At 65.6% G+C, this 24576-nt stretch carries 27 protein-coding genes; 21 read left to right on the top strand and 6 right to left on the bottom strand.

Annotated features, from left to right (window positions below; all coding sequences use genetic code 11):
* The coding region (locus B4L36_RS10725) for a Bug family tripartite tricarboxylate transporter substrate binding protein (RefSeq protein WP_292956666.1) at nucleotides 1-524 on the bottom strand (524 nt) is incomplete at its 3' end.
* 119 nt (nucleotides 525-643) lie between these two features.
* Nucleotides 644-1573: a LysR substrate-binding domain-containing protein gene (locus B4L36_RS10720; RefSeq protein WP_292956663.1), complete on the bottom strand. Its 930-nt coding sequence runs from the start codon at nucleotides 1571-1573 to the stop codon at nucleotides 644-646.
* A 241-nt stretch (nucleotides 1574-1814) separates the two neighbouring features.
* On the opposite strand from B4L36_RS10720, the gene B4L36_RS10715 reads away from it, so the two are divergent.
* The 8 genes from B4L36_RS10715 (at nucleotide 1815) to B4L36_RS10680 (ending at nucleotide 8969) form a co-directional block, all read left to right on the top strand.
* A complete protein-coding gene (locus B4L36_RS10715; protein ID WP_292956660.1) occupies nucleotides 1815-2018 on the top strand; it encodes a hypothetical protein in 204 nt (67 codons plus the stop codon).
* A 192-nt stretch (nucleotides 2019-2210) separates the two neighbouring features.
* Entirely contained in the window at nucleotides 2211-2798 is a 588-nt protein-coding gene (locus B4L36_RS10710) for a PepSY domain-containing protein (RefSeq protein ID WP_292956657.1), read from the top strand.
* A gap of 73 nt (nucleotides 2799-2871) precedes the next feature.
* Nucleotides 2872-3543: a response regulator transcription factor gene (locus tag B4L36_RS10705; RefSeq protein WP_292956654.1), complete on the top strand. Its 672-nt coding sequence runs from the start codon at nucleotides 2872-2874 to the stop codon at nucleotides 3541-3543.
* On the top strand, nucleotides 3540-4877 hold the full coding sequence (locus B4L36_RS10700; protein ID WP_292956651.1) for a sensor histidine kinase: 1338 nt from the start codon (nucleotides 3540-3542) through the stop codon (nucleotides 4875-4877). Before B4L36_RS10705 ends, B4L36_RS10700 begins: the two co-directional genes overlap by 4 nt.
* Before the next feature lie 99 nt (nucleotides 4878-4976).
* Nucleotides 4977-5948, top strand: a complete 972-nt coding sequence (locus tag B4L36_RS10695) for a cytochrome ubiquinol oxidase subunit II (protein WP_292956648.1) — start codon at nucleotides 4977-4979, stop codon at nucleotides 5946-5948.
* Nucleotides 5949-5950: 2 nt separating this feature from the next.
* Nucleotides 5951-8023, top strand: a complete 2073-nt coding sequence (locus B4L36_RS10690; RefSeq protein ID WP_292956646.1) for a cbb3-type cytochrome c oxidase subunit I — start codon at nucleotides 5951-5953, stop codon at nucleotides 8021-8023.
* Nucleotides 8020-8637: a cytochrome c oxidase subunit 3 gene (locus B4L36_RS10685; RefSeq protein ID WP_292956643.1), complete on the top strand. Its 618-nt coding sequence runs from the start codon at nucleotides 8020-8022 to the stop codon at nucleotides 8635-8637. Before B4L36_RS10690 ends, B4L36_RS10685 begins: the two co-directional genes overlap by 4 nt.
* A complete protein-coding gene (locus B4L36_RS10680) occupies nucleotides 8634-8969 on the top strand; it encodes a cytochrome o ubiquinol oxidase subunit IV (RefSeq protein WP_292956640.1) in 336 nt (111 codons plus the stop codon). Before B4L36_RS10685 ends, B4L36_RS10680 begins: the two co-directional genes overlap by 4 nt.
* A 95-nt stretch (nucleotides 8970-9064) precedes the next feature.
* Here B4L36_RS10680 and B4L36_RS10675 read toward each other — a convergent pair whose 3' ends face one another.
* Entirely contained in the window at nucleotides 9065-10207 is a 1143-nt protein-coding gene (locus tag B4L36_RS10675) for a Gfo/Idh/MocA family protein (protein ID WP_292956637.1), read from the bottom strand.
* A 16-nt stretch (nucleotides 10208-10223) separates the two neighbouring features.
* The gene (locus B4L36_RS10670; RefSeq protein WP_292956634.1) at nucleotides 10224-10949 is read right to left on the bottom strand and encodes a GntR family transcriptional regulator; all 726 of its coding nucleotides are present in this window, start codon (nucleotides 10947-10949) and stop codon (nucleotides 10224-10226) included.
* Nucleotides 10950-11048: 99 nt separating this feature from the next.
* On the opposite strand from B4L36_RS10670, the gene B4L36_RS10665 reads away from it, so the two are divergent.
* The 7 genes from B4L36_RS10665 to B4L36_RS10635 all read left to right on the top strand — a co-directional run bounded on the left by B4L36_RS10665 (nucleotide 11049) and on the right by B4L36_RS10635 (nucleotide 18129).
* The gene (locus B4L36_RS10665; protein ID WP_292956631.1) at nucleotides 11049-12203 is read left to right on the top strand and encodes an LLM class flavin-dependent oxidoreductase; all 1155 of its coding nucleotides are present in this window, start codon (nucleotides 11049-11051) and stop codon (nucleotides 12201-12203) included.
* Nucleotides 12203-13117 (top strand): aldo/keto reductase, encoded by a 915-nt coding sequence (locus tag B4L36_RS10660; protein ID WP_292956628.1) that lies wholly within the window; start codon nucleotides 12203-12205, stop codon nucleotides 13115-13117. The genes B4L36_RS10665 and B4L36_RS10660 overlap by 1 nt, the downstream gene beginning before the upstream one ends.
* A gap of 5 nt (nucleotides 13118-13122) precedes the next feature.
* Nucleotides 13123-13623, top strand: coding sequence for a flavin reductase family protein (locus B4L36_RS10655; RefSeq protein WP_292956625.1), 501 nt, complete (start codon nucleotides 13123-13125; stop codon nucleotides 13621-13623).
* Nucleotides 13624-13676: 53 nt separating this feature from the next.
* Complete coding sequence (locus tag B4L36_RS10650) at nucleotides 13677-14264, top strand: TRAP transporter small permease (protein ID WP_292956622.1); 588 nt, start codon at nucleotides 13677-13679, stop codon at nucleotides 14262-14264.
* Entirely contained in the window at nucleotides 14264-15553 is a 1290-nt protein-coding gene (locus B4L36_RS10645; protein ID WP_292956619.1) for a TRAP transporter large permease, read from the top strand. The genes B4L36_RS10650 and B4L36_RS10645 overlap by 1 nt, the downstream gene beginning before the upstream one ends.
* 29 nt (nucleotides 15554-15582) lie before the next feature.
* The gene (dctP, locus tag B4L36_RS10640; RefSeq protein WP_292956616.1) at nucleotides 15583-16641 is read left to right on the top strand and encodes a TRAP transporter substrate-binding protein DctP; all 1059 of its coding nucleotides are present in this window, start codon (nucleotides 15583-15585) and stop codon (nucleotides 16639-16641) included.
* Nucleotides 16642-16773: 132 nt separating this feature from the next.
* Nucleotides 16774-18129: a dihydrolipoyl dehydrogenase family protein gene (locus tag B4L36_RS10635; protein ID WP_292956613.1), complete on the top strand. Its 1356-nt coding sequence runs from the start codon at nucleotides 16774-16776 to the stop codon at nucleotides 18127-18129.
* Nucleotides 18130-18280: 151 nt separating this feature from the next.
* Here the strand turns inward: B4L36_RS10635 and B4L36_RS10630 are convergent, their stop codons facing one another.
* On the bottom strand, nucleotides 18281-18634 hold the full coding sequence (locus B4L36_RS10630) for an ArsR/SmtB family transcription factor (RefSeq protein WP_292956610.1): 354 nt from the start codon (nucleotides 18632-18634) through the stop codon (nucleotides 18281-18283).
* A 60-nt stretch (nucleotides 18635-18694) separates the two neighbouring features.
* On the opposite strand from B4L36_RS10630, the gene B4L36_RS10625 reads away from it, so the two are divergent.
* Genes B4L36_RS10625 through B4L36_RS10605 form a run of 5 tightly spaced genes read left to right on the top strand, consistent with a single transcriptional unit; the run spans nucleotide 18695 to nucleotide 22667 of the window.
* A complete protein-coding gene (locus B4L36_RS10625) occupies nucleotides 18695-19144 on the top strand; it encodes a YeeE/YedE family protein (RefSeq protein ID WP_292956607.1) in 450 nt (149 codons plus the stop codon).
* Nucleotides 19145-19154: 10 nt separating this feature from the next.
* Nucleotides 19155-19589, top strand: coding sequence for a DUF6691 family protein (locus B4L36_RS10620; protein ID WP_292956604.1), 435 nt, complete (start codon nucleotides 19155-19157; stop codon nucleotides 19587-19589).
* A 2-nt stretch (nucleotides 19590-19591) separates the two neighbouring features.
* On the top strand, nucleotides 19592-20512 hold the full coding sequence (locus B4L36_RS10615) for an MBL fold metallo-hydrolase (RefSeq protein WP_292956601.1): 921 nt from the start codon (nucleotides 19592-19594) through the stop codon (nucleotides 20510-20512).
* Between the two features lie 11 nt (nucleotides 20513-20523).
* Nucleotides 20524-20910: a rhodanese-like domain-containing protein gene (locus B4L36_RS10610; RefSeq protein ID WP_292956598.1), complete on the top strand. Its 387-nt coding sequence runs from the start codon at nucleotides 20524-20526 to the stop codon at nucleotides 20908-20910.
* A 5-nt stretch (nucleotides 20911-20915) separates the two neighbouring features.
* Entirely contained in the window at nucleotides 20916-22667 is a 1752-nt protein-coding gene (locus B4L36_RS10605; protein ID WP_292956595.1) for a SulP family inorganic anion transporter, read from the top strand.
* A gap of 11 nt (nucleotides 22668-22678) precedes the next feature.
* Here B4L36_RS10605 and B4L36_RS10600 read toward each other — a convergent pair whose 3' ends face one another.
* Nucleotides 22679-23365: a cytochrome P450 gene (locus tag B4L36_RS10600; RefSeq protein ID WP_292956592.1), complete on the bottom strand. Its 687-nt coding sequence runs from the start codon at nucleotides 23363-23365 to the stop codon at nucleotides 22679-22681.
* An 805-nt stretch (nucleotides 23366-24170) separates the two neighbouring features.
* Between B4L36_RS10600 and B4L36_RS10595 the strand changes: the two genes are divergently transcribed.
* A partial coding sequence (locus B4L36_RS10595; protein ID WP_292956589.1) for an EF-hand domain-containing protein occupies nucleotides 24171-24576 on the top strand: 406 nt, incomplete at its 3' end.

The raw sequence follows: 24576 nt of genomic DNA, 5'->3' as shown, positions 1-24576 counted from the left end.
TCGGTCTTGGACCGCAGCAGCGCGGTGACCACGGACGGCACGCCGCCCGGACCGGTCGAGCCGAACTTGACCTGGTTCGGGTTGGCCTGGATATACTCGACCATCTCGGCGAAGGTGTCGAAGGGCGCGTCGTTGTTGGCGACCAGGATCGGCACGCCGCGGGCCAGGATGTTGATCGGCGTGAATTCCGAATAATCGATGTCGCCGAGGCCCATCACCTTGTAGAGCAACGGATTTTCCGCGCCCATCAGCAGGGTATATCCATCGGCCTTCTGGGCATAGACGTATTTCGTGGCGATCGCGCCGACGCCGCCGGTCATGTTCTTCATGACCACCTTGCCGCCCAGAACCTTCTCGGCCTGAGGCGTGACGGTGCGCATGACGGTATCGGTCGAGCCGCCCGCACCCCATTGAATGATTCCCTGGATTTCCTTGGCGGGATAGTCCTGCGCCAGAACCGCGGTGCCGGTCAGTCCGGTGGTCAGCGCCAGCACGGCGGTGAATTTGATCAGGGTCTTGGTCATGATGTCCTCCCTTGCTCCGGGCTTTTCCCGGATCTCCATGGTCCGACCATGCCAAGGTCCGACCTTTACGGCAAATACCAATTCATGCGGATCGTGAACATGATGTTAATGGTTGCGCCTCATCGCGCCCTCTTCTGTTCCCATGGGCGCGATTCGGTGGCGCGTTCCAGTTCGCGTCGCAACTGCCGGATCGCATATTCGGCAAAGCCGGACAGAACCCGGCCGGCCTTGGTGACGACATAGATGGTGATGGGCGCCTCCTCGATCAGCCTCAGCCGCACGACGCCCGGCATATACAGTTCCGCGACCGAGAATTCGTCGATGATGGCAACGCCAAGGCCGTGGCGGACAAGGCTGACGACGGTCTGCGCAAAGCGTCCCCGCATCGAATAGCGCACCGGCAGACCGGCATCGCGCAGCGGCCTGGTGCAGACCGATCCATAGGGGTCGTTCGGCTCGACCCCGATCATCGGGAACCGGACAAGATCGTGGACCGAGACCTGATCGCGGCCGGCCAGTTCGTGACCCTCGGGCACGATCGCCGCCAGCCGGCCCTGGGCCGCGATCTCGTTGGTGATGCCCGCATTCTCGATCGCGGTGCTCATCATCACGAATTCACCGCGATCCAGCATCAGATAATCAATGGTTTCCTCGATCTTCAGGATGTTCAGGTCGATGAACAGATCGGGAAAGCGCTGCCTGACCCGCCTGACGGCGCGGGCGGCGATGAATTGCGCGACCGATGGGGCCGAGGCGAAGGACAGATCCACCGCCTCGCCCCGCTGCAACGAGGCCACGGCGCGGTTGAGGTTCTCGACCCCGCGAAAGACCCGGCCGATCTGGTCGAAGATCGCGCCTGCCTCGGCCGCCGGGACATAGACCCCGCCGCGCCGCTCGAACAGGCGCAGACCCAGCGTTTCCTCGGTATGCTTGACGAGCCTGCTGATGCCGGGCGCCGAGACGTTCAGCATCCTGGCGGCACCGGTGATCGTGCCGGTCAGCATGACGGCGCGGACGACCTCGATCTGGCGCAGGGTCAGTTGATGCATGGGCCAATCATCCGATGATCTGTGCTCGGGCGAACAGAAGGTCAGAACTCGCGCAGAATGTCATGGGGAAAGATGGCGCCTCGCCGTGGGATCGGGCAAGCGCAAGCGGCGGGATGTTGTCGTGGCCTTGCCCGGCACGCGGTAACCGCCGGGTTACAGATCTGCAATCTGCGCGTCAGCCCGGCATCACCCGACGCCCCCATCTCTCAGTCCAGCAACAAGAACGGAAGGAGTGCATCGGATGAAACGACTGAAATCGACCCTCGCGGCGATCCTGATGGTGGCGGCAGGTGCCGCGGCAATCGGGCTGGGAACCGTCATGGCCGTCGCCGCGCTGGTGATCGGACTGGTCATCGCCGTCGCCGCCCGGCTGGCGATCGGGTCCGGCGCTACCGTCCCGGCCTCGGCGGACACCGTCGACGGCGAAGCCGCCGCGACCCCCTGAAACCGGACCGCAAGCTTGCCCGATCCCGCCCCGCCGATCCCCTCGGCGGGGCGTTTGCCTGTCCGGACCGCGGTTCGACTTTCAACATTACGCAGATGTAATCGCGCGGCGATTTGATGGTCAGGCCGGCTTCCCAGCTTGAGTTCATCGAAAGGCATCACGCCAATCGACGAACCGAAAGGAAAGAGAACGATGACACGCAAACTGCTTACCCTTCTGACCGCTGGTGCGGTGTCCGCCACGGCCCTGGCCGGCGGCGCGGCCTTTGCCAAGAATGACGGCGGTGACCAGGCCGAGGTTCAGGCTTTCCTGAGCGCCTCGCAGGACATCACCGCAGCCATCGGCGCCGCCGAGGCGGCCGGCGGCGGCACCGCGGTCGCGGCCGAGTTCGGTCAGAGCAAGGGCACCGCCTTCTACGAAGTCGATACCATCGCCAAGGGCAAGCAGGTCTCGGTCGAGATCGATGCCAGCACCGGCAAGGTCATCCAGACCAAGGATGAGGGCGACGGCGACAAGGCGGAAAAGGAAGACATCACCGATCCCGCGCAGCTTGGCGCACCGCTGGCCCAGCTGGTTGCCATGGCCGAGAAGAGCGGCGGCGGCAAGGTGATGGCGATCAGCGCCGACCACGACAACGCCAAGTCCGGCGTGATCGAGGTGGAACTTGCCAAGTCCGACGGCACCACGCAAGACTTCGCGATGGCGGCCGATGGGACGATGACCAAGGTTGTCGCCAATCAGGACGAGGATCAGGACGGGCAGGACGAAGACGCCGACTGATCCTTCGGTCGGAAACGATGAACCCGCCGGCCCCTCCCTTGGGGGCCGGCCAGGTGCTGGAAGCGAGGGACGTATGCGGATTCTGGTGATCGAGGATGACCGCACGACAGGGGACTACATCCTGGCAGGACTGCGCCAGGAGGGTCATGTCGTCGACCTGTCCCGCAACGGTCGCGACGGCCTGCTGACCGCGCAGACCAACGATTTCGACGTTCTGGTGGTCGATCGCATGCTGCCGGATCTGGACGGGCTGTCGCTGGTGCGCACGTTGCGCGCGGCCAGGAACCTGACGCCCGCGCTTTTCCTGACCGCACTTGGCGGCGTCGATGACCGGATCGAGGGACTGAATGCCGGCGGCGATGATTATCTGGTCAAGCCCTTCGCCTTTGGCGAATTGTCGGCCCGGCTGTCGGCGCTGGCCCGCCGCCCGCAGATGCGCGATGATGAATCGGTCCTGTCCGCCGGCGATCTGCGAATGGACCTGATCCGGCGCAAGGTCACGCGCGGCGGGGTCGAGATCGATTTGCTGCCGCGCGAATTCGCGCTGCTGGAATGCCTGTTGCGCCGAAAGGGCCGCGTGCAGACCCGCACCATGCTGCTGGAAGCGGTGTGGGAGCTCAGCTTCGATCCGCAGACCAATGTGGTTGAAAGCCACATCTCGCGGCTGCGCGGCAAGATCGACAAGCCCTTCGAGACCGAACTGATCAAGACCGTGCGCGGCGCCGGCTACAGGATCGAGGCATGAGGGCCGAATGGGCGGATATCCTGCGCTCGACCCCGATGCGGATGACGCTGCGGCTTGTGGCGCTGTTCACGCTGATCAGCCTGCTGACCTTCGCCGCGACCTGGTGGCTGGCCAACCGGGCGCTGCTGGACGCCACCGAAGCCGGGCTGGATGCCAGTCTGGACGAATTGTCCGCACTGGGCGACCAGAAGGACATCGCCGAGGCTGTCGGACGGCTTGCGGCGCGGGCCGATCCGGAAAACACGATCGTGATCTTCGACCGCGCCGCCGGCCTTGTCGGCAATTATCCGGACAGGGTGCCCGGATCGGGGCTGCGGGAATTCGATCCGGCCGATCGCGGTGACGGTTTCTCCAGCCGCTACATCGTCAAGAGCCGCGAGGTGCCGGGCGGGATCCTGACCCTGGGTCAGTCCGCCGATGCCTTCGACGAGATCCGCGAGGTCTTCGGGCAGGTCCTGTCCTTCACGCTGGCGCCGACGCTCCTGCTGGTCCTGGCCGCAGGGATCTTCAGCGCGCGGCGTTCGGCCCGCCGACTTGCCGCGATCGAGCACACGCTGGACCGCCTGCGCGGCGGCGAATTGTCGGCGCGCCTGCCGGACATGCCGGGCCCCGCCGACGATCTGTCGCGTGTCGGACGCGGCATCGACCGGCTGGCCGAGGCGCAGCAGGCATCAACCGAGGCGCTGCGACAGGTATCGGCCGATATCGCCCATGATCTGAAGACCCCGATCCAGCGCCTGTCGGTGCAGCTGGCGCGGGTTCGCGACGACCTGCCCGACGGCGTCGCGCCAGAGGCGCTTGATCGCGCCGAGGCCGAGATCGACGGCATCGTCGCGATCTTCCATTCGCTTCTGCGCATCGCCCAGATCGAGGGCGGCAGCCCGCGGACGCGCTTTGTGCCGGTGGACCTGGCCGGCCTGGCCGCGACGATGGCCGAGGTCTACGAGCCCGCGGCCGAGGAAAGCGGTCACGCCATGACGGTCGAGACGGGCGGCGAGGCCCGGATCATGGGCGATCGCGCCCTGCTGGGCCAGGTGATCGCCAATCTGATCGAAAACGCGCTGCGCCATACGCCGCCGGGCAGCGCGGTGACGCTGCGCGTCGATGGACCGCGCCTGATCGTCGCCGATAGCGGGCCGGGGATTCCGGCCGGCGAGCGCAGGAAGGTGCTGCGCCGTCTCTACCGTCTGGACCGCAGCCGCACCACGCCCGGCAGCGGGCTTGGCCTCAGCCTTGTCGAGGCCATCGTCAAGCTGCACGGCGGAACGATCGATCTGCAGGACAACGCGCCGGGGCTGAGGGTGCTTGTCAACCTGCCCCCGGCCCCGGCATGATCGGCATCGGGATCGACGGATCGCGCCGAAGCCGGGGACCGGCTTGCCCGTGCCGGCCGATCCGGACAGGTTGCGGTCATCGAAGAACCGGACGAAGCCATGAACACGGGATCTGATCCGCACCATCGCAAGCCCGCCAGCGCCCTGGCCCGGACGGTTCCGATCACCGCGGCGATCCTGCTGCTGGCCGGTCCGGTTCTGGCCCAGGACAGTCTTCTGTCGCCCGCCGGACCCGTCGCCGAGGCGCAGCGAAGCGATCTGATTCGCGTCACCCTGATCACGATGATCGCGGTGGTGCCTGTGCTGGTCGGCGTTCCGGTCATCCTGTGGCGCTATCATCGGGTCAGGGGCAACGGGTGCTATCGCCCCGGCAAGCTCTACCGTCCCGACTGGGAATTCTCGGGCCCGCTGGAGGCGGCGATGTGGGGCGTGCCCTTCGCCATCATCGCGGTGCTCGGCTGGTCGCTGTGGCAGACCACGATCCGGCTGGATCCCTATGCGCCGCTGGGCCCGGACCCGTTGGAGGTTCAGGCGATCGGGCTGGACTGGAAGTGGCTGTTTCTCTATCCCGAACAGGGAATCGCGACGCTGGATGCACTGGTGTTGCCGGCGGGCAGGCCGGTGCGCGTCGCGCTGACGACGGACACGGTGATGCAAAGCTTTCGCGTGCCCGCGCTGGCCGGGCAGATCTATGCCATGCCGGGGATGCGGACCGAACTGAACCTGATGGCCGACGCGCCCGGCCGCTGGCGGGGCGACAACATCCAGTATAGTGGTCGCGGATTTGCCGGGCAGACCTTTTCCGTGGTCGCGCTGGACCCGGCCGGCTGGCGCGACTGGGCCGGCACCCCCGCGCAAACGCCGCTTGACCCGGCCACCTATGCCCGCCTGGGGCGGGCTGGCAGCCCGGCCCAGGCGCGGGCGCTGCTGGGCCTGGGCGCGCGGGACGCACCACGGCTTCGGCTGGTCACGCCCGATCTCTTCGATCGGGTGATCGCACGCTATCGTGCCGGGCTGCCGGTGCCGCCCCGCGACCAGCCGGGGGCCCCGGCCTATGCCGGGGGTGGATGATGATGGGCGCACCGTTCGGGCGCCTTGACTGGTCGGCCACGCCATTCGACGACTTCCTGCGCAATCCGTCCCTCAACGAGGCCGTGTCCTCGGGTGCCGCGCTGACCGTGGTGTTGGGCGCGGCGGCGACATTGTGGCTGCTGACGCGCCACCATCTGTGGGGACCGCTTTGGCGGGACTGGCTGACCAGCCCGGACCACAAGCGGATCGGCATCATGTATGTGGTGCTGGCCGGGGTGATGTTTCTGCGCGGCGTGCTGGAAGGCGCGGTGATGCGCACCCATCAGGTCAGCGCGCTGAACGGCGGAATCCTGTCGCCCGACCATTATGCACAGCTCTTCTCGACCCACGGAACGATCATGATCTTCTTCGTGGCGACGCCGCTGGTGACGGGGCTGATCAACTTTGCCGTCCCCTTGCAGATCGGGGCGCGGGACATGGCGTTCCCGGTGTTGAACCAGGTCTCGCTGGGGCTGACGGCGTCGGGGGCGGGACTGGTCATGCTGTCGCTGGTCCTGGGTCAGTTCGGGACCGGTGGCTGGACGATGTATCCGCCCTTCACCGGCGCCACCTTCAGCCCCGGCCCGGGGGTGGACTACTGGATCTGGGCGGTCGGCCTTTCCGGGATCGGCTCGACCCTCGCCGGGATGAACATCGCGGTGACGATCTACAAGCTGCGTGCGCCGGGCATGACCTTCCTGCGGATGCCGATGTTCACCTGGACCGCGCTCTGCACCGCGATCATGATGGTCTATGCCTTCCCGGCGGTCACGGCATCGACCGCGATGCTGGCGCTGGACCGTGTGGCGGGGTTTCATTTCTTCACCAACGACCTGGGCGGAAACATGATGCAATACGCCAACATCTTCTGGATGTTCGGCCACCCCGAGGTCTATATCGTCGTGCTGCCGGCCTTCGGCGTCTATTCCGAGATCTCGGCCACCTTCGCGGCCAAGCGGCTTTATGGCTATAACAGCCTGGTGATCGCGACGATGGCCATCGCGGTGGTCTCGTTCGCGGTCTGGCTGCACCATTTCTTCACCATGGGACAGAATGGCCGCATCAACGCCGCCTTCGGCATCGCCACCATGGTCATCGCGGTGCCCACCGGCGTGAAGGTCTATGACTGGATGGCGACGCTGTTTCGCGGCCGGGTGCGGATCACGGTGCCGATCATCTATCTGACGGGGTTCTTCATCCTTTTCGTCTTCGGCGGGCTGACCGGGGTGATCCTGGCCAATCCGGCGATCAACTATCAGCTGCACAATTCCCAGTTCGTGGTCGCGCATTTCCACAACGTTCTGGTCCCGGGCACGCTGTTCGGCATGTTCGCAGGGATTCATTACTGGTTCCCCAAGGCCTTCGGCTTTCGCCTGGACGAAAAGCTGGCGCGGCGCACCGCGCTTTTGTGGGTGGCGGGGTTCTGCCTTGCATTCCTGCCGCTGTACTGGCTGGGACTGATGGGAATGCCCCGGCGGGCGGCCAGCTATGACAACCCCGCCTTTCAGCCCGCGATGTGGCTGGCTTTCGGCGGCGCCGCGATCCTGGTCGCGGCGCTGGCAAGCCTGATCCACACCTTCTGGGCCAGCGCGCGCAACCGCGCGGCGCTGGCCTGCCCGCTGGGCGATCCATGGGACGGGCGCAGCCTGGAATGGGCGACCAGCGCGCCGCCGCCGCCCTACAATTTCTGGGCCATCCCCAGCGTCAGGGCGCTGGACCCCTTTACCCTCGAGAAGGCCGAGGGGACGCCCTATGCCGAGGCCGACGCCTACGAGGATGTGGACATGCCGCGCCACACGGCCCTGGGAATGATCGTCGCGGTCGCGGGTGGCGCGCTTGGGCTGGCGATGGTCTGGTGGATCTGGTGGCTGGCCGTGCTGTCCGGTGCCGCGATCGTCGGCGCCGTCGTCCTGCGCGCCTTCGCCACGAACACGCATGAAACCATCCCGGCGGCCGAGGTCGCGGCCGCGCATCGCCGCTTTCTCGCCGCGATCCGGACGGCCCGCGCCATTGGCCGCGACGACGAGATGCTGCCCGCCAATCGCGGCCTTGCCGATCCGGCGGTGCCGGCATGAGCCATCGCGCGCATCCCGGCCTGAATCTCGGCGCCGCGCAAGGCGACGCGGGCAGCCGGACCGAAAAGACCGTCTTCGGCTTCTGGGTCTTTCTGATGAGCGACATGATCACCTTCGGGATCCTTTTCGGCCACTACGTCGTGATGCAGCGCGCGCGCGCGGGCGGTCCGGGGCCCGAGACGCTGTTCGACCTGCGCAGCGTCGCGCTTCAGACGGGGCTGCTGCTGACCAGTTCCTTCACCTACGGGCTGGCGAGCCTTGGGCTGAAACATGCGGGAACCGCCCGCGCCGTGTTGCCCTGGCTTGCGGTGACGGCCGCGCTTGGGGCCGGGTTCCTGGCGCTGGAGCTGCGCGATTTCGCCAGCATGGCGTCCCGGGGCGGCGTTCCGCAGCGCAGCGGCTATCTGTCGGCGCTCTGGGTGCTGGTGGGGCTTCACGGCCTGCATGTCACGATGGGTCTTTTCTGGATGGCGGTGATGGCCGCGCTGATCGCGGTGCAGGGCCTCACGGACCGGGTAAAGACCCGCCTTCTGCTGCTGGGTCTCTACTGGCACTTTCTGGACCTGATCTGGATCGGGATCCTTTCGGTCGTTTTTCTGGGAGGCATGGCATGAGCGACGATCGGCGAGGCGAGCTGCGGCGCTATGTCCGCGGATTCGTCGTTTCGGCGGCGCTGACGGGTCTGGCCTTCTGGGCGGTCGCGGGCAGCGGCCTGACGCGCCCGTCCGCGCTGTGGATCGTGGCGCTGGCCGGTATCGCGCAAGTGGCGGTGCAGTTGCGTTGCTTTCTGCATATCGGCTGGCGTCAGCAGCGCGAGGATTTGCACCTGATCGGGTTTTCGCTGTTGCTGATGGGCCTGATGATCGGCGGAACGGTCTGGATCATGGGCAGCCTCGGGGACCGGATGCAGCAACAGGCCGAAACGGCCGCGGCGCCGGACCGCTGAGCCGCGCGGGCCCCGCGCAGAAGGCCGGCAGGCCGCGCCCCCGGCGTCCCGCGCCCGGTCGGCAGGAACCGGCGCGACGCGGCCCGCGTCGGCCGTCAGGTCAGGGCGGTCAGTTCGCTCAGTTCCACGACCCGCCGTTCGGCCATCGACCGCTGCGCGGCAATTCCCATCAGCACCGCCCATTTGCCGTCCAGGACCGAAACATCCGGCGCGCGGCGTTGCCCGCGCACGAGTTCCAGGAACCCCAGATGCTGGTAGAAGGTCGAGCCGTTGTGATCGCCGGCATCGAGGATGGCCGGATCGACCGGGATCTCGCGGATCCGCGGGCCCTTGGGATTGCGCGGCGAATAGATGACCTGCGGCACCGGCGCAGCGCCCAGATGCGGCGGCCAGAACCGGTTCGGGCCGGGCACCAGCGCCTCGATCTTGCCGCTGGGGCCAAGTGCCGAGATTTCCTCCTGATAGCGCGCGCCCTCGGCGAACATGCACAATTCCAGCATCGCCTTGGCGCCGTTCTCGAAGGCGACCAGAACATAGCCGTGGTCCAGAATATCAGGCGTTTCACCGGAATAGCTTTCGTCCAGATGGTTGGCCGCCTGCCCGCCCATGGCCATGACGCGCACCGGGTCCGATTTCAGCGCCAGTCGCATGAGGTCGAAGAAATGACAGCATTTCTCGACGAAGGTGCCGCCGGTATAGCGGTTGAAGCGGTTCCACGACCCGACCTTGTCCAGAAAGGGAAAACGGTTCTCGCGGATGGTCAGCATCTTGATGCCTCCGGTCACGGCCTCGGCCTCTTCCAGCAGCCGGGCGACGGGCGGCATGTAGCGATATTCCATCGCCACCCAGACCGGCGCCGGATAGCTGGCGGCGAAGGCATCGACGGCGGCGGCGTGGTCGGGATCGGTGAAAAGCGGCTTTTCCACCAGGACCGGCAGCGGCCGCCGCCTTGCGATGGCCTGCAATTGTTCGACGTGGCGGAAATTGGGGCTGGCGATCAGCAGGCAGTCGATCTCGGGGATGTCCAGAAGCGCGTCGAGATTGTCCACGAAACGCGCATCGGGGGCGAATTGCGCGGCACGAACCCGCATCAGCGCATCCGGTTCGAAGATCGCGCCGACGGCAGCATTGTCCAGAAGCGCGATGTTGCGCAGATGTTCCTGACCCATCATGCCGCAGCCGATGATGCCATAGGTGATGGTCCGGGTCTGGCCGCGCACAAGCGTTTCGGTGGTCATGGGGATCCCTCTTTCGTCAGGCGAGGCGCTGGACATAAAGCGCCTTTTCGGTGTCGTACCAGGTGCGGGAAAATTCGACCGCCTCGGCGCGCTGCGCCCAGGACAGCCGTTCGATATAGGCGGTCACGGTACCGGGGGGCAGCGCAAAGGCCGTGGGCGACCAGTCCGGGACCGCGCCGATCCCGACCCGGTCCTCGGCCCGGCTGATCCACAGTTTCAGCGCCCGCTTGTAGGTCAGGTAAAGCGAATCCTGGATCAGATCCCGCGGCACGATGCCGGCGCCGCCGTCCAGCCAGATTTCCTCGATCGCGACGATCTGGTCATCCAGATAGCGCAGGCGGCGAAAGCGGGTGCCGTGATCCGAGGTGCCATAGGCGGGCTGGCCGGCATCCTTGGGCAGATAATCGGCCGACAGGATATCCGCCGTGGGCAGCCCGCCGCCGCCGCGCACCAGTTCCAGCCGCAGCATCGAATAGACCGAATCGACCGCGCCACCCGCACGGACATAGTTCCCCGACCCCTGCCGGCGTTCCAGAAGGCCCTTCCTTTCCAGCAGCAGCAGCGCCTTGCGCAGCGTCCCGACGGTGGTGCCATGGGCCTTCGCGAAATCGCGTTCGGGCGGCAGCTTCTGACCATCGACCAGCCGCCCCGAGGCAATGTCCCGGATCAGGATCTCGCTGATCTGCATGTAGATCGGCAGCGCGTCGGGCCGGTGGCCTGCGGGTCTGCCCCTGTCCTGCATGATTTCGCCTGTCCCGTGCGACCAGAATTGATACCCTATTGATTTACACCAAAGGCGGAGCTAGTAAAGACCGAATTTCAGCGACCCGAGGGAGGGAACATGACCATTGTCCCGGTGACATCTGCGGATCTCGACGCGGTCGAGGTGGCCTGGTTTTCGGCGCTCTGCTCGGATGATTACCAGTTTCTCGGGGTGCCGGACGGCGATCTCCGGTCGTCCTGGGATCATTGTTCGGACATCGTCAAGACCGCCGAGGCACAGGGCTTCGGCAATATCCTGTGCCCCTCGTCCTATCAGGTGGGCCAGGACACGCTGAGCTTTGTCGCCGGCTGCGCGCCGATCACCGAACGCATCAACCTGCTGGCCGCCGTGCGCTGCGGCGAGATGCAGCCGATCATGCTGGCGCGCACCATCGCGACGCTGGATCACATGTTGCAGGGGCGGCTGACGGTAAACATCATCTCGTCCGACTTTCCGGGCCAGAAAGAGGACAGCAAGCACCGATACAAGCGGTCGCGCGAGGTGGTCGAGATCCTGAAACAGGCCTGGAGTCGCGACCAGATCGATTACGAGGGCGAGGTCTACAGCTTTGCCGGCCTGACCACGGATCCGGCCAAACCCTATCAGCAGGGCGGGCCGATGCTGTATTTCGGCGGCTATTCGCCCGACGCGCTGGATCTGTGCGGGCAGCATTGCGATGTCTATCTGATGTGGCCCGAAAAGACCGAGGACATCGCCGCCAGGATGAAGGCCGCCCACGAGGCCGCCGAACGATACGGGCGGACGCTGGATTACGGATTCCGCGCCCATGTCATCGTCCGCGACACCGAGGCCGAGGCCAGGGACTATGCCCGCTACATCGCCAGCAAGCTGGACGACGAACTGGGGCAGGCGATCCGCGAACGGGCGCTGGATGCGGGCAGCCTGGGCGTCAGCCATCAGGCGCGCAACCGCGAACTGGCCGACCTGGAAGGCTATGTCGAACCGAACCTTTGGACCGGGGTGGGCCGGGCGCGGTCGGGCTGCGGCGCGGCCATCGTCGGCTCGACCGATCAGGTTCTGAGCAAGCTGGAGGAATTGCAGGGGATGGGGATCCGCGCCTTCATCCTGTCGGGCTATCCGCATCTTGACGAGGCCGAACATTTCGGCAGCCGCGTGCTGCCGCAGATGAAGACCTGCCAGCTGAACCGGGTCCGGGGGCGGGTGCCCGATGCCCTGCCGCGCACGCCGCTGGGCGCGGGGGTGCGGCGCTGATGGATACGCTGGGGGATTTCGCCGCCGACCGGGTTCGCATTGCCGAGGGTCTCAGCCTTTCGCGGCTTGTCTACGGCATGTGGCGGCTTGGCGATGATGCCGACATCTCGGCCGGGCACGTGCGCGCCAAGATCGACGCGGCGCTGGACCGGGGCATCACCACCCTGGATCAGGCAGACATCTATGGCGATTATACCGCCGAGGCGATCCTGGGACAGGCTTTCAGGGCCGATCCGGGACTGCGCAACAGGGTCGAGCTGGTCACGAAATGCGGTATCGTCGCGCCCTGCGGACGATACGCGGACGCGGCCTGCAAGCATTACGACACCTCGGCCGCCCATATCACCGCCTCGGTCGAGAAGTCGCTGCGCGACCTGGGCGCCGATCATATCGACCTGCTGCTGATCCACCGCCCCGATCCGCTGATGGATCCCCACGAGACCGGAGCGGCGCTGGACGGGCTGATCCGGTCGGGCAAGATCCGCGCCGCCGGCGTGTCGAATTTCCGGCCCTGGGATGTCGAGCTGCTGCAAGCCGCCATGCGGAACACGCTGGTCACGAACCAGATCGAATTGTCGCTGGCCCGGCCGCAGCCCTTCGCGGATGGCGATCTTGCCTTTCACCAGCGCCGCGGCGATCCGGTCATGGCCTGGTCGCCGCTGGGCGGCGGCAGCCTGATGCGGGGCGATACCGCCCTGACCCGGCGGATGGACGCGCTGGCCGGGGAATTCGGCGTCGATCGCGCGGCCATCGCGGTGGCTTTCCTGCTGCGGCACCCGGCGACGATCCTGCCGGTTCTGGGCACCAACTCTCTGGTCCGCATCGCCGCGATCCCGGATGCGCGCAAGGTCGATCTGACCCGCGTGCAATGGTTCCAGCTCTACGAGGCGGCGCTTGGCCGCGAGGTGGCGTGATGCACATGGCCGAACCCCGCAGTTTCGTTCCCGAACCCCAGAACGGGCGCGACCTGCGCGACGCCTTTGGCCTGTTCGCCACCGGCGTCACCATCGTCACGACCGGCGATCCGTCCGGCTGCGCGGCGATCACCGTCAACAGCTTTTCCTCGGTCTCGATGGATCCGCCGCTGGTGCTGTGGTCGCCGGCGCGCCGGTCCCGCCGCTATGCGCAATTCGCCGAGGCGCGGCATTACGCGATCCATGTCCTTGCCGCCGACCAGCACGAACTGGCCTTTGCCGTGGCCCGGGACGCGACGGCGCTGCAGGATCTGCCGCTGGGCCGGAACGGCTGGGGCGTGCCGGTGCTGGACCAGTGCCTCGCGCGGTTCGATTGCCACCGTTACGCGGTGCATGATGCCGGCGATCATGCCATTGTGGTGGGCGAGGTGCTGCGCGCCACGATGCAACAGGGCGATCCGCTGGCCTTCTTTGGCGGGCGGATGGCACGGATCGACAACAACTGACTGCGCCACCCGACCCTGAGGAGGGGGGGACGGCGCATGAGGGGGGAGAGCGAATGGTCTTGCTGGAGGCGTCGATCCGGGCCCTGTCCTGGGTGAACGGGCATCTGCTGAGGATCGGCTATGGCATCGGCATCGCGGCCATCGCGATGATGGTCGCGGTGACGCTGGTGCAGGTCTTCTTCCGCTACGTCCTGAACAACGCCCTGCCCTGGCCGGACGAGGCGGCGCGCTTCGGCATGTTGTGGATGACCGGGCTGATGGCGCCGATCGCCTTTCGCCGCGGCGGCTTCGTGGCGATCGACATCCTGATCTTCGCCCTGCCCCGCGCGGCGGCGGCGATCCTGAACATCGTGCTGCTGGCCGTCAGCCTGACGGTGCTGATCGTGTCGCTGAAGATCGGCTGGTCCGAGGTGACGGGGCTGGGCGGACGCTTTGCCTCGGCCTCGCTCTATCTGCCGACCTCGGTCGATTTCAGCACCTGGCAGCGACTGCCGCGCAGCTGGATGATGGCCGCGCTGCCGGTGGGGATCGTGCTGCTGATCCTGGTCAATGTCGAACTGATCCTGCGCAATCTGGCGCAGGTTCTGGGTCTCGTCGAACTTCCGCCCATTCCCCATTCCGAGACCGAGGGCGCCGAGTGATGCTGATCTGGTTCCTGCCGCTGTTCCTGGTCTTCCTGATGATCGGCCTGCCGGTCTTTTTCGGCCTGCTCGCGGCGCCGGGAATCCTGCTTGTCCTGAACGGGCAGGAACGCGACCTGACCTTGCTTTACCGCAACCTCTACAACGGCATGGACAGCTTTCCGCTGATGGCGATCCCGTTCTTCATGCTGGCCGGCGAGATCATGAATCGCGGCGGCATCACCCACCGGCTGGTCGAATTCAGCCAGGCGCTGATGGGGCATTTTCGCGGCGGGCTGGCGCATGTGAACGTGCTGTCCTCGATGCTGTTCGCGGGGCTGTCCGGATCGGCCGTGGCGGATACCTCGGCGCTTGGCTCGATGCTGATACCGGCGATGGAGCGGCAGGGCTATACCCGCCGCTTCGCTGCCGCGATCACCGCGGCCAGTTCGGTGATCGGGCCGATCATTCCGCCATCGGGGATCATGATCATCTATGCCTATGTGATGGGCGAAAGCGTCGCGGCGCTGTTTCTGGCCGGGCTGGTGCCCGGCGTGCTGGTCGGCGTGGGGCTGATGGCGCTGATCAAGATCATGGCCGACCGCTACGACTTTCCGGTGGCATCGCGTCGCTATGGCTGGGGCGAACGCGGGCAGGCCAGCCTGAAGGCGTTCTTTCCGCTGATGACGCCGGTGATCATCCTGGGCGGCATCCTGGCAGGCGTGTTCACGCCCACCGAGGCGGCGGCGGTCGCGGTGTTCTATGCGCTGGTGATCAGCCTGTTCGTGCTGCGGACGCTGCGCCTGTCGGAACTGCCCGACGTGCTGGGCCGCGCCGGCATCACCTCGGCGGTGGTGCTGCTGCTGGTCGGGGCGGCGATGTCGTTCAAGACCGTGGTGTCGCTGTCGCAGGCGCCGCAGATGATGGCCGACGTGATCCTGACGCTGACCGAGAATCCGCTGCTGATGCTGTTTCTGATCAACCTGCTGCTGTTCGTGGTCGGCATGTTCCTGGATGCGGGGCCGGCGATCATCATCCTGGGTCCGATCCTGGCGCCGGTCTTTACCCAGCTGGGCGTGGACAGCGTGCATTTCGCCATCATCATGTGCGTGAACCTGACCGTCGGGCTGGCCACGCCGCCGATGGGGCTGGTGCTGTTCGTGGCCTCGGCCGTGTCGGGGGAACGGGTGACGACGATCGCCCGCGCCATCCTGCCATTTCTCGCGGTCGAAATCCTGGTGATCTTCCTGATCACCTATTTCCCCGCGATCTCCATGACGATCCCGCGTCTGACCGGGTTCGCGAACTGAATGTCATTCGAACCAAGAGGGAGGATCTGATGTTGACGAAGACAATCACGACGGCGGCGGCGCTGGCCATGGCGGCGCTGCTGGCGATCCCGGCCGCGGCGCAGGAATATACCCTCCGCGCCGTCGCCAATTCCAACGAGAGCGACGAGGATTACGACGGCCTGCAGGTCTTCAAGTCCTATGTGGAAAGCGCCTCGAACGGCGCCATCGCGGTCGAGATCTACATGGGTACGCAATTGTGTTCGAACGGGGCCGAATGCCTTCAGGGCGTGGCCGATGGATCCATCGATGTCTATATCTCGACCTCGGGCGGGGCGGCCGGCCTGTTCCCCTATGTGCAGGTCCTGGACCTGCCCTACCTGATGCAGGATGACCGCGTGGCCGAGAAGGTTCTGTCGGGCGATTTCACGCGCACCATGCGCGAGATGGCGCTGGAGGATTCGGGCGGCGCGATCCGGCTGATGACCATCGGCAATACCGGCGGCTGGCGCAACTTTGCCAATACCAAGCGCCGCGTCCAGACGCCGGCCGATCTGAAGGGCATGAAGATCCGCACCGTGGTCGCCGACCTGCCGCAGGAACTGGTCAGAACCCTGGGCGCCGCGCCGACGCCGATCCCCTGGCCCGAACTGTTCACCTCGTTGCAGACCGGTGTGGTGGACGGCACCAAGAACGGCATCACCGACATCATGTCGATGAAATTCCCCGAGGCCGGGCTGCAATACCTGACGCTGGACGGGCACGCCTACATGGGCGCGCTGTGGTGGATGTCCAACGAGAGGTTCATGGCCATGCCCGAAGACATGCGCCGGGTCGTGGTCGATGGATTCTACCAGCTTCAGCAGGCCACCTTCGCTTCGCCCAAGCGCAAGTCGATCCCCGCCTATGAGGAATTCGTCCAGGGCGGCGGTGATCTCTATGTGCCGACGCCGGAGGAAAAGCAGGCCTTTGCCGATGCCGCCCGGCCGGTCTATGAATGGTTCACCGCCAATGTCGAGGGCGGGCAGGAAATCTTCGACGCCATGAAAGGCGCTGTCGAGACCGCGAACCAGGAACTGGACACGGAACGCGCCCGCGATATCCAGTGACGCCTTGGCGGGCGGACCTGCGGGGGTCCGCGATGATCCCGCAGGGCGCGGCGTCGCGCAGCGCGCGCAGCCCGTAAGCCGGGGGCGATTGGGCCAACCGGGCGGCGGCAGCAAACCGCGAGGGGGAAAATCATGCCTGCCAGCAAGGAATTCGATCTGATCGTCATCGGCGGCGGGACCGGCGGGAACGGGGTCGCCCGGATGGCTGCCGGCGCCGGCTGGAAGGTGGCCAGCATCGACAGCCTGCCCTTCGGTGGCACCTGTGCATTGCGAGGCTGCGATCCCAAGAAGATGCTGGTCGCCGTGACCGAGGGGATCGAACAGGCCCGCAACCTGGACGGCAAGGGCCTGAAGACACGGCCTTCGGTCGATTGGCCGGACATGATCGCCTTCAAGCGCAGCTTCACGGACGCGATGCCCGGCCGTATCGAGGGCGGGCTGGAGAAAGCCGGCGTCACGGTGCTGCATGGCCAGGCACGGTTCACCGGCCCCGACCGGATCGTGGTGAATGGCGAAACCCTGTCGGCACGCCACTTCCACATCGCCACCGGCGCCCGGCCGATGACGCTGAACATTCCCGGCGAAGAGCTTCTGGCAACCAGCACCGATTTTCTGGAATTGCCCGAACGGCCCGACAGGATCGTGTTCGTCGGCGGCGGATTCATCGCGATGGAGTTCGCCCATATCTCCCGGCGCGCGGGGGCGCGCGAAGTCACGGTCCTGGAAATGCAGGACCGGCCGCTTGGAAATTTCGATCCCGATCTGGTCGACGTTCTTGTCGAAGCAACGACCGAGCTGGGCGTCGATCTGCGGACCGGGGCGAAGGTTCTGAAGATCGAAAGACGCGGACAGGACTTCGCGGTGACTTGCGAGACGCGGCAGGGGACGGAAACGGTCGTCTGCGATCTCGTGGTTCATGCCACCGGCCGCGTGCCCAATATCGACCATCTCGACCTTGAAGCCGCGGGCGTCGAATACGGTCGCAAGGGCATCAGGGTCAGCCCCTTCATGCGCACGACCAACCCGGCCATCTTCGCCGCCGGAGATTGCGCCGATAGCGGTCCGAATCTGACCCCCGTCTCGGCCCTCGAGGGCCGGATCGCAGGCAAGAACCTGCTTGCCGGAAAGGATGAGCGCCGGGTGGATGATCGGCCGATTCCAAGCGTCGTCTTCACCTTGCCCCAGATGGCGACGGTCGGCCTGTCCGAAGCTGCCGCGCGCGACAGGGGATTGGATTTCGAGACCCGTTTCGCGAAGACGGCGGACTGGTATTCGTCGCTGCGGGTGGGTGCGAAACACAGTGCCTACAAGGTTCTGGTCGAAAAGGCGACCGGCAGGATCCTGGGGGCGCATCTGCTTGGCCCCGGTGCCGAAGAGCAGATCAACCTGTTCGCGATGGCGATGGCTGCGGGCCTGACCGCGACCGCGATCAAGGGCGTCACCTTTGCCTATCCCAGCTTTGCGTCGGATATCGGCTCGATGGTCTAGACTGCGCATTGGCCGGGTCAAACCGGCAGGAATTTACCAAACGCGCCGACGCCATGCCCATGCGCGGGGCCTTGTTGCCGCGCCGTCAGCGCCCCCCCCAATGCGTCAAGGCTGGGATCGACGGTGCGGGAACTCTGCTGCCGCGATCCGCCTAGCCGTCGCTGTCGTCTTCCGATGCGCAATAGATCAGATACAGCGCCTCGATCATCTGATGCACTCGCGGGTCGGCGATACGGTAGAAGATCGTCTGCCGGTCGCGGCGCGTCGCCACCATTCCCGCGTCGCGCAACCGGGCAAGATGCTGGCTCAGCGCAGACTGGCTCAGGTCCAGTTGGATCTGCAACGCTCCGACCGATTGCTCACCCTCCAGAAGATGGCACAGCACCATCAGCCGGCTGGTGTTCGCCAACAGGCCAAGCTGCCCCGCGACCTCTGCGGCGCGCGCCTGCAAGACCGGCAGCGAGGGCCGATTTTCTTTTATATCAGTGTTGACTAATTTAGCCATTACTTACATATAACGACTCATCCGGCGAAAGCCAAGGGTAACGAATGAGAGGAGACCGGCATGGAACCCGTCGTCGCGACCGATTTCACACCATGGCTGTCGCTGACCGGCGGTGTGCTGATCGGAATCAGCGCGGTGACGGTGATGGGCCTGTTCGGCAAGATCGCAGGGATCAGCGGCATCACGAAGGGCCTGACCGGCCTTGTGCCGGGGCTTGGCGGACCCGACGACCGCGGGTGGCGGCTTGCTTTCCTGCTGGGCCTGGTCGCGGCGCCGGTCGCTGTCCTGCTGGTGACCGGATCGTTTCCGCAACAGACCGTATCCGGCAACCTGCCCGGCATGGCCCTTGCGGGACTGCTGGTCGGGACGGGCACCGCACTGGGATCGGGCTGCACCTCGGGACATGGCGTCTGCGGTCTGGCGCGCCTGTCGCGCCGGTCGCTGGTCGCCGTATGCGTGTTCTTGGCCGCAGCCGTCCTGACCACCACCCTGATCCGCCACGTGATCTGAGGAGCCGATCATGCGTCCCGTCCTGGGTTTCTTCGCCGGTCTGACCTTCGGCATCGGGCTGATCCTGTCCGGCATGGCGAATCCCGCCAAGGTTCTCAATTTCCTCGACATCTTCGGCGCCTGGGATCCCAGCCTCGCCTTCGTCATGGGCGGCGCTTCGGTGACGGCCTTCATCGGCTATCGGCTGGTCTGGCGTCGAGATGCCCCCGCCCTCGGGCCGGGATTCGACATGCCGGACAACACCGCCATCGACGCCCCGCTGCTGACCGGCGCCGCCATCTTCGGAACCGGCTGGGGACTGGGCGGATTCTGCCCCGGCCCGGCCTGGACGGCGCTGGCGATGGGCGCGCCCGGAACGCTGATATTCCTGCCCGCAATGCTGATCGGCATCGTGCTGGGCGGACGCGCGAAATCTTTCACGATCTTCACAGCGAAAGGAGCCTGATCATGTCAGAGCCGTCAAAACTGGACCAGCCGATTGTCCGGCACTCGCCGTCGACCGGCGCACAAAGCCCCGATGTCTGGGGGATCTACGAACCCGATACCGGATCGATCCAGTATATTTGCGCCGATCCGGCGACCAGGAAGGCCGCGCTGATCGACGTCGTGCTGAATTTCGATCCGGCCGCCTTTTCCATCGACACGCGCAGCATGGATCAGGTTCTGAAACTGGTCGAAGAACATGGCCTGTCGGTGGAATGGGTGCTGGACACGCATCCCCACGCCGATCACGCGATGGCCTCGGCGCGGCTGAAGGAACGCACCGGCGCCCCCAATGCCATCGGCGAGAAGGTCGCCGACATCGCAGATCTTTGGCGGGGTTTCTACAACATGCCCAAGGCCTTCGATCCGGCCCGCGATTTCGACCGGCTGTTTGCCGATGGGGACAGCTTCAAGCTCGGCGATCTGGACGTCCGGGTGATGCTGTCGACCGGTCACACGATGGGGTCGATCACCTATATCTGCGGCGACGCGGCCTTCGTGCACGACACGCTCATGCAGCCCGACAGCGGCACCGCGCGCGCCGACTTTCCCGGTGGCAGCACCGAGGAATTGTGGAACTCGCTGCAGGCCATCCTGGCCCTGCCGGGCGACACGCGCCTGTTCATCGGCCATGACTACGGCGCCGACGGCCGCGACGAGCCGGAATGGGAGGCCACGGTGGACAAGCACAGGGCCGACAACATTCACGTCAAGGAGGGCACCGCCAAGGAGGATTACATCGCCACCCGCGAAGAACGCGATGCGACGCTGTCGCTGCCCGACCGGATGCTGGCCGTCTTGCAGATCAACCTGCGTGGCGGAAGGCTGCCCGAGGCCGAAAGCGACGGCGCCCATTACCTGAAACTGCCTGTCGACAAATTCTGAAGGATACGATCATGACCAAATCCATGAAAGACCTGGTGGCCGAGGCCAGGACCCGCGTCGAAACGATCAGCCCCGCCGATGCGCAGGCCGCACGGCCGAACGGGGACGTGATCCTCGACGTGCGCGAACCGGCCGAACTGGACAGCGACGGGGCGATCGCGGGGGCGATCCACATCCCGCGCGGGCTGCTGGAGGCACAGGCCGATCCTGATACCGGCAAGGCGCATGACGCGCTGGTGGCGATGCGCCGATCCAAAGGCCATGTGAATGTCCTTTGCGCCTCGGGGGCACGCGCGGCGCTGGCGGCCGACGTGTTGAAGACGATGGGCTACAATGCCAGGGTCATCGAAGGCGGACTGGGCGGCTGGAAGCAGGCCGGACTGCCCATCACGGCCTGAAAGACGTGCCCCGCCTGACCCTATACCTGCCGGTTCTGGACTGGGGCAGCCGTTACGACCGCGACAAGCTGAGCGGCGATCTGGTCGCGGCGGTGATCGTCACGATCATGCTGATCCCGCAGTCGCTGGCCTATGCGCTGCTGGCCGGATTGCCGCCCGAGGCCGGGATCTATGCCTCGATCCTGCCCATCGTGCTCTACGCGATCTTCGGCACCTCGCGCACGCTGGCGGTCGGACCGGTGGCGGTGGTGTCGCTGATGACGGCGGCGGCGATCGGCAAACTGGGTGACCAGGGCATCGACCAGGTCACCGCCGCCCTCACGCTGGCGTTTCTGTCGGGCATCTTCCTGCTGATCCTCGGCCTGTTCCGGCTGGGATTTCTGGCGAATTTCCTGTCGCATCCGGTCATCGCCGGGTTCGTCACCGCCAGCGGCATCCTGATCGCCACCAGCCAGTTGAAATACATCCTCGGCGTCAGGGCCTCTGGCGATACGCTGATCGAGATGCTGCACGGGCTGTGGTCGGCCATCGGGACGATCAACGGGATCACGGTCCTGCTGGGGGCGAGTGCGACGGCGTTCCTGTTCTGGGTACGCAAGGGGCTGAAGCCGCTGCTGCTGCGCATCGGGCTGGGCAACACGCTTGCCGACATGGGGTCCAAGGCCGGGCCGGTCCTGGCCGTTCTGGTCACGACGCTGGTGGTCTGGGCCTTCGGCCTCGCGGATCGCGGCGTCGATATCGTCGGGACCGTGCCCCGGGCGCTGCCGCCGCTGACGGTACCGGCATTCCAGCCCGGCCTTCTGGCCGCGATGATCGGGCCGGCCATCCTGATCTCGGTCATCGGCTTCGTGGAATCGATCTCGGTCGCGCAGACGCTGGCCGCCAGGCGCCGCCAGCGCATCGACCCGGATCAGGAGCTGATCGGTCTGGGGGCCGCCAACCTTGGTGCTGCGTTCACGGGCGGTTTTCCGGTCACCGGCGGGTTCTCGCGGTCGGTGGTGAACTTCGACGCTGGCGCCCGCACCCCGGCCGCCGGAGCCTATACCGCGGTGGGGCTGGCCATCGCCGCGCTGATGCTGACCCCGGCAATCTATTATCTGCCCAAGGCCACGCTGGCGGCGACGATCATCGTCGCGGTGCTTGGCCTTGTCGATCTCTCGATCCTGAAACGCAGCTGGGTCTATTCCAGGGCCGATTTCGCCGCCGTGACCGCAACGATCCTGCTGACGCTGGGTCTGGGGGTGGAAATCGGCGTTTCGGCGGGGGTTCTGATCTCGATCCTCATCCACCTCTACAAATCCTCGCGCCCGCATATGGCGGTGGTAGGCCAGGTGCCCGGCACCGAACACTATCGAAACGTCAACCGCCATGACGTGACCCTGCATGACGCCATCCTGTCGGTGCGCGTCGATGAAAGCCTGTATTTCGCCAATGCCCGCAATCTCGAAGACCGCATCTATGACATGGTCGCCGAGCGGGAAGACCTGCGGCACGTGATCCTGATGTGCTCGGCGGTAAACGAGATCGACATGAGTGCGCTGGAAAGCCTCGAGGCAATCAACAGGCGGCTGGAATCGCGCGGGATCACGTTCCACCTCAGCGAAGTGAAGGGCCCGGTCATGGACAGGCTCAAGAAATCCCATTTTCTGGATGATCTGACGGGCCGGGTCTTCCTGACACAGCACCGCGCCGTGCAAACGCTATGCAGCGACGCCCCCGGCCCGTCCCATCCGTCCAATGACGGAGTATCGCTGTGAAGCGGCGGTCCTCAATCAGCGGGAACTTCGATCCGGTCGTGGCGCAGAGATGTCCGCCGTCTGATGCGGCTTATCACGACGCGGCTCTTCGGCAAGGCGGGCAGGCTTGACAGGTCGATCGACAAATCCTGGTCGGGCAGGTCGTAGGTGATCGAACCGACAAGGAAATCGCAAAACGCCTTCATCAGCTCGATCGCGATCCATTCGCCCGGGCAGCGGTGACCGGTATCATGGCTGCCGCCGCCCTGCGGAATGAACGTGAAGGCATTGCCGTTCCAATGCTGAAAGCGATCCGGGCGGAATTCACCGGGCGCGTCCCATGTTCGGGGGTCGGAATTCGTCCCGGTAAGGTCAAGCAATATCCTGCGCCCCTGGGGAAAATGATAATCGCGCCACCGGAAATCCTTTGTGGACCAAGCCGCGACGGCAGGAAAAAAGGGGTAGAAGCGCCGAACTTCCTGCACGAACGGCTCCAGATTGCCCTGGTCCTCGCGAAGTTTGTGCTGCCAGTCGCCATGTTCATGTAACGCGTGCGCGGCGCTGGTCATGAACACCGAGACCGCCACGGTCGGACGCAGCACATTCAGCAATTCCACCGCGGCCACGGCAGGGCGCAGCAAGGCGCCGTCGGGGTCGCGCCATGTCGCGATGACGTGGAGGGCGCTTTCCTCTTGCGGCTCAAGGCTGCCGTCGCGCACCTGTCCGACCATCCGCGAGGCCCAGCGTTGAAGGCGATGCCTGGACAGGCGCGCCCGCCAGTGCCTCGGCCCGACCGAACCGGCATTCTGGAAAAGCCCGGTCAGTTGCCGGGTCCGTCGCGCGACATCCGCCGGCGGCAACGGAACCCCGGCCCATGCACAGACCGCTTTTGCAAGGATTTCTCTGGTCTCGTCATAGAGAACAACCCTGTCCATTCCCTCCCAGTCATTCGCACGGGCGTCCAGAAGTTGCCGCATCCTGTCGCGAAGCGCGCCTATCCGTGCGGATGTCATGAGAGACATGAACATCCGCTTCCTGTGCCGATGTGCTTCGCCATCCAGTCCCTGGACACCGCCTTCGCCCAGAAGGGTTTTCTGGATCCGTGCAGGCATGGCGTCTTTCCGCACGAGTTGTTCGTTCCGGTAGAACAGCTCGGCCGCGGCCGGGCCGGTCATGCAGATCGTTCTGCCCAGCAGGATGCGGGTCTCGAAAAGATCGGTTTCAAGCCTGCGACATCTTTCCGCGATGAAAAAGTAAGGGTTCGCCAACAGCGCAAGGGTGCTGTCAAGTTGGCCGTCGGACGGGATTCGTGGCATTGGTCGCCCTCCTCTGATCCGGTTGCTTCGCAGGCTTTTCCCTGCGCGAGACATGGCCGGCCGGCCCTGGACCGGTGCGCCCTTGTCGAAACGCGGAAATGCCGGTGCGGTTCACGGATCTATGACCGCCCGATCCGCTTTTGCGAAGAACCGGATCGGTTGCGGTTCGTTGAAGGGCAGACGTTTCCGAAGAAAGAGGATCCACACGATGAAAATGACAACCGGGATATACGCCGCGCTTTTCGCCCTCGCCGCAGTCGGCGCGCAGGCCAGCCAGCACAGTGCCGGCGCTTCCGACACGGTGACGCCGGGCGATCAGCAGATGGACGGCATGGCAGGCCAGGACGGCATGTCCGGGGATGGCGCGGACAAGGACTGGTCCGGCAAGAAGGACTGGTCCGGCAAGAAGGATCGCTCCGGCAAGAAGGGTCACATGGGCGCCTCGATGATGCCCGCGATGGTCGTCGCCATGATGGACACGAACGGTGATGGTTCGCTGTCCCTTGAAGAGGTTCAGGCCGTCCACGAACGGATGTTCAAGATGGCGGATGCAGATGGCAACGGTCAGGTGAGCCCCAAGGAAATCCGGGACTTCATGATGGGCGGCGGCATGA

It is taken from the genome of Paracoccus sp. UBA889, assembly GCA_002294185.1.
Classification (GTDB): Bacteria; Pseudomonadota; Alphaproteobacteria; order Rhodobacterales; family Rhodobacteraceae; genus Paracoccus.
This window is presented reverse-complemented; position numbering and strand designations above follow the sequence as displayed.

Excerpts from the sequence above, each read along its gene's own strand:
- B4L36_RS10720 (WP_292956663.1), bottom strand. The coding sequence starts at position 1,573 with ATGCATCAACTGACCCTGCGCCAGATCGAGGTCGTCCGCGCCGTCATG.
- B4L36_RS10715 (WP_292956660.1), top strand. The coding sequence starts at position 1,815 with ATGAAACGACTGAAATCGACCCTCGCGGCGATCCTGATGGTGGCGGCA.
- B4L36_RS10710 (WP_292956657.1), top strand. The coding sequence starts at position 2,211 with ATGACACGCAAACTGCTTACCCTTCTGACCGCTGGTGCGGTGTCCGCC.
- B4L36_RS10705 (WP_292956654.1), top strand. The coding sequence starts at position 2,872 with ATGCGGATTCTGGTGATCGAGGATGACCGCACGACAGGGGACTACATC.
- B4L36_RS10700 (WP_292956651.1), top strand. The coding sequence starts at position 3,540 with ATGAGGGCCGAATGGGCGGATATCCTGCGCTCGACCCCGATGCGGATG.
- B4L36_RS10695 (WP_292956648.1), top strand. The coding sequence starts at position 4,977 with ATGAACACGGGATCTGATCCGCACCATCGCAAGCCCGCCAGCGCCCTG.
- B4L36_RS10690 (WP_292956646.1), top strand. The coding sequence starts at position 5,951 with ATGGGCGCACCGTTCGGGCGCCTTGACTGGTCGGCCACGCCATTCGAC.
- B4L36_RS10685 (WP_292956643.1), top strand. The coding sequence starts at position 8,020 with ATGAGCCATCGCGCGCATCCCGGCCTGAATCTCGGCGCCGCGCAAGGC.
- B4L36_RS10680 (WP_292956640.1), top strand. The coding sequence starts at position 8,634 with ATGAGCGACGATCGGCGAGGCGAGCTGCGGCGCTATGTCCGCGGATTC.
- B4L36_RS10675 (WP_292956637.1), bottom strand. The coding sequence starts at position 10,207 with ATGACCACCGAAACGCTTGTGCGCGGCCAGACCCGGACCATCACCTAT.
- B4L36_RS10670 (WP_292956634.1), bottom strand. The coding sequence starts at position 10,949 with ATGCAGGACAGGGGCAGACCCGCAGGCCACCGGCCCGACGCGCTGCCG.
- B4L36_RS10665 (WP_292956631.1), top strand. The coding sequence starts at position 11,049 with ATGACCATTGTCCCGGTGACATCTGCGGATCTCGACGCGGTCGAGGTG.
- B4L36_RS10660 (WP_292956628.1), top strand. The coding sequence starts at position 12,203 with ATGGATACGCTGGGGGATTTCGCCGCCGACCGGGTTCGCATTGCCGAG.
- B4L36_RS10655 (WP_292956625.1), top strand. The coding sequence starts at position 13,123 with ATGGCCGAACCCCGCAGTTTCGTTCCCGAACCCCAGAACGGGCGCGAC.
- B4L36_RS10650 (WP_292956622.1), top strand. The coding sequence starts at position 13,677 with ATGGTCTTGCTGGAGGCGTCGATCCGGGCCCTGTCCTGGGTGAACGGG.
- B4L36_RS10645 (WP_292956619.1), top strand. The coding sequence starts at position 14,264 with ATGCTGATCTGGTTCCTGCCGCTGTTCCTGGTCTTCCTGATGATCGGC.
- dctP (WP_292956616.1), top strand. The coding sequence starts at position 15,583 with ATGTTGACGAAGACAATCACGACGGCGGCGGCGCTGGCCATGGCGGCG.
- B4L36_RS10635 (WP_292956613.1), top strand. The coding sequence starts at position 16,774 with ATGCCTGCCAGCAAGGAATTCGATCTGATCGTCATCGGCGGCGGGACC.
- B4L36_RS10630 (WP_292956610.1), bottom strand. The coding sequence starts at position 18,634 with ATGGCTAAATTAGTCAACACTGATATAAAAGAAAATCGGCCCTCGCTG.
- B4L36_RS10625 (WP_292956607.1), top strand. The coding sequence starts at position 18,695 with ATGGAACCCGTCGTCGCGACCGATTTCACACCATGGCTGTCGCTGACC.
- B4L36_RS10620 (WP_292956604.1), top strand. The coding sequence starts at position 19,155 with ATGCGTCCCGTCCTGGGTTTCTTCGCCGGTCTGACCTTCGGCATCGGG.
- B4L36_RS10615 (WP_292956601.1), top strand. The coding sequence starts at position 19,592 with ATGTCAGAGCCGTCAAAACTGGACCAGCCGATTGTCCGGCACTCGCCG.
- B4L36_RS10610 (WP_292956598.1), top strand. The coding sequence starts at position 20,524 with ATGACCAAATCCATGAAAGACCTGGTGGCCGAGGCCAGGACCCGCGTC.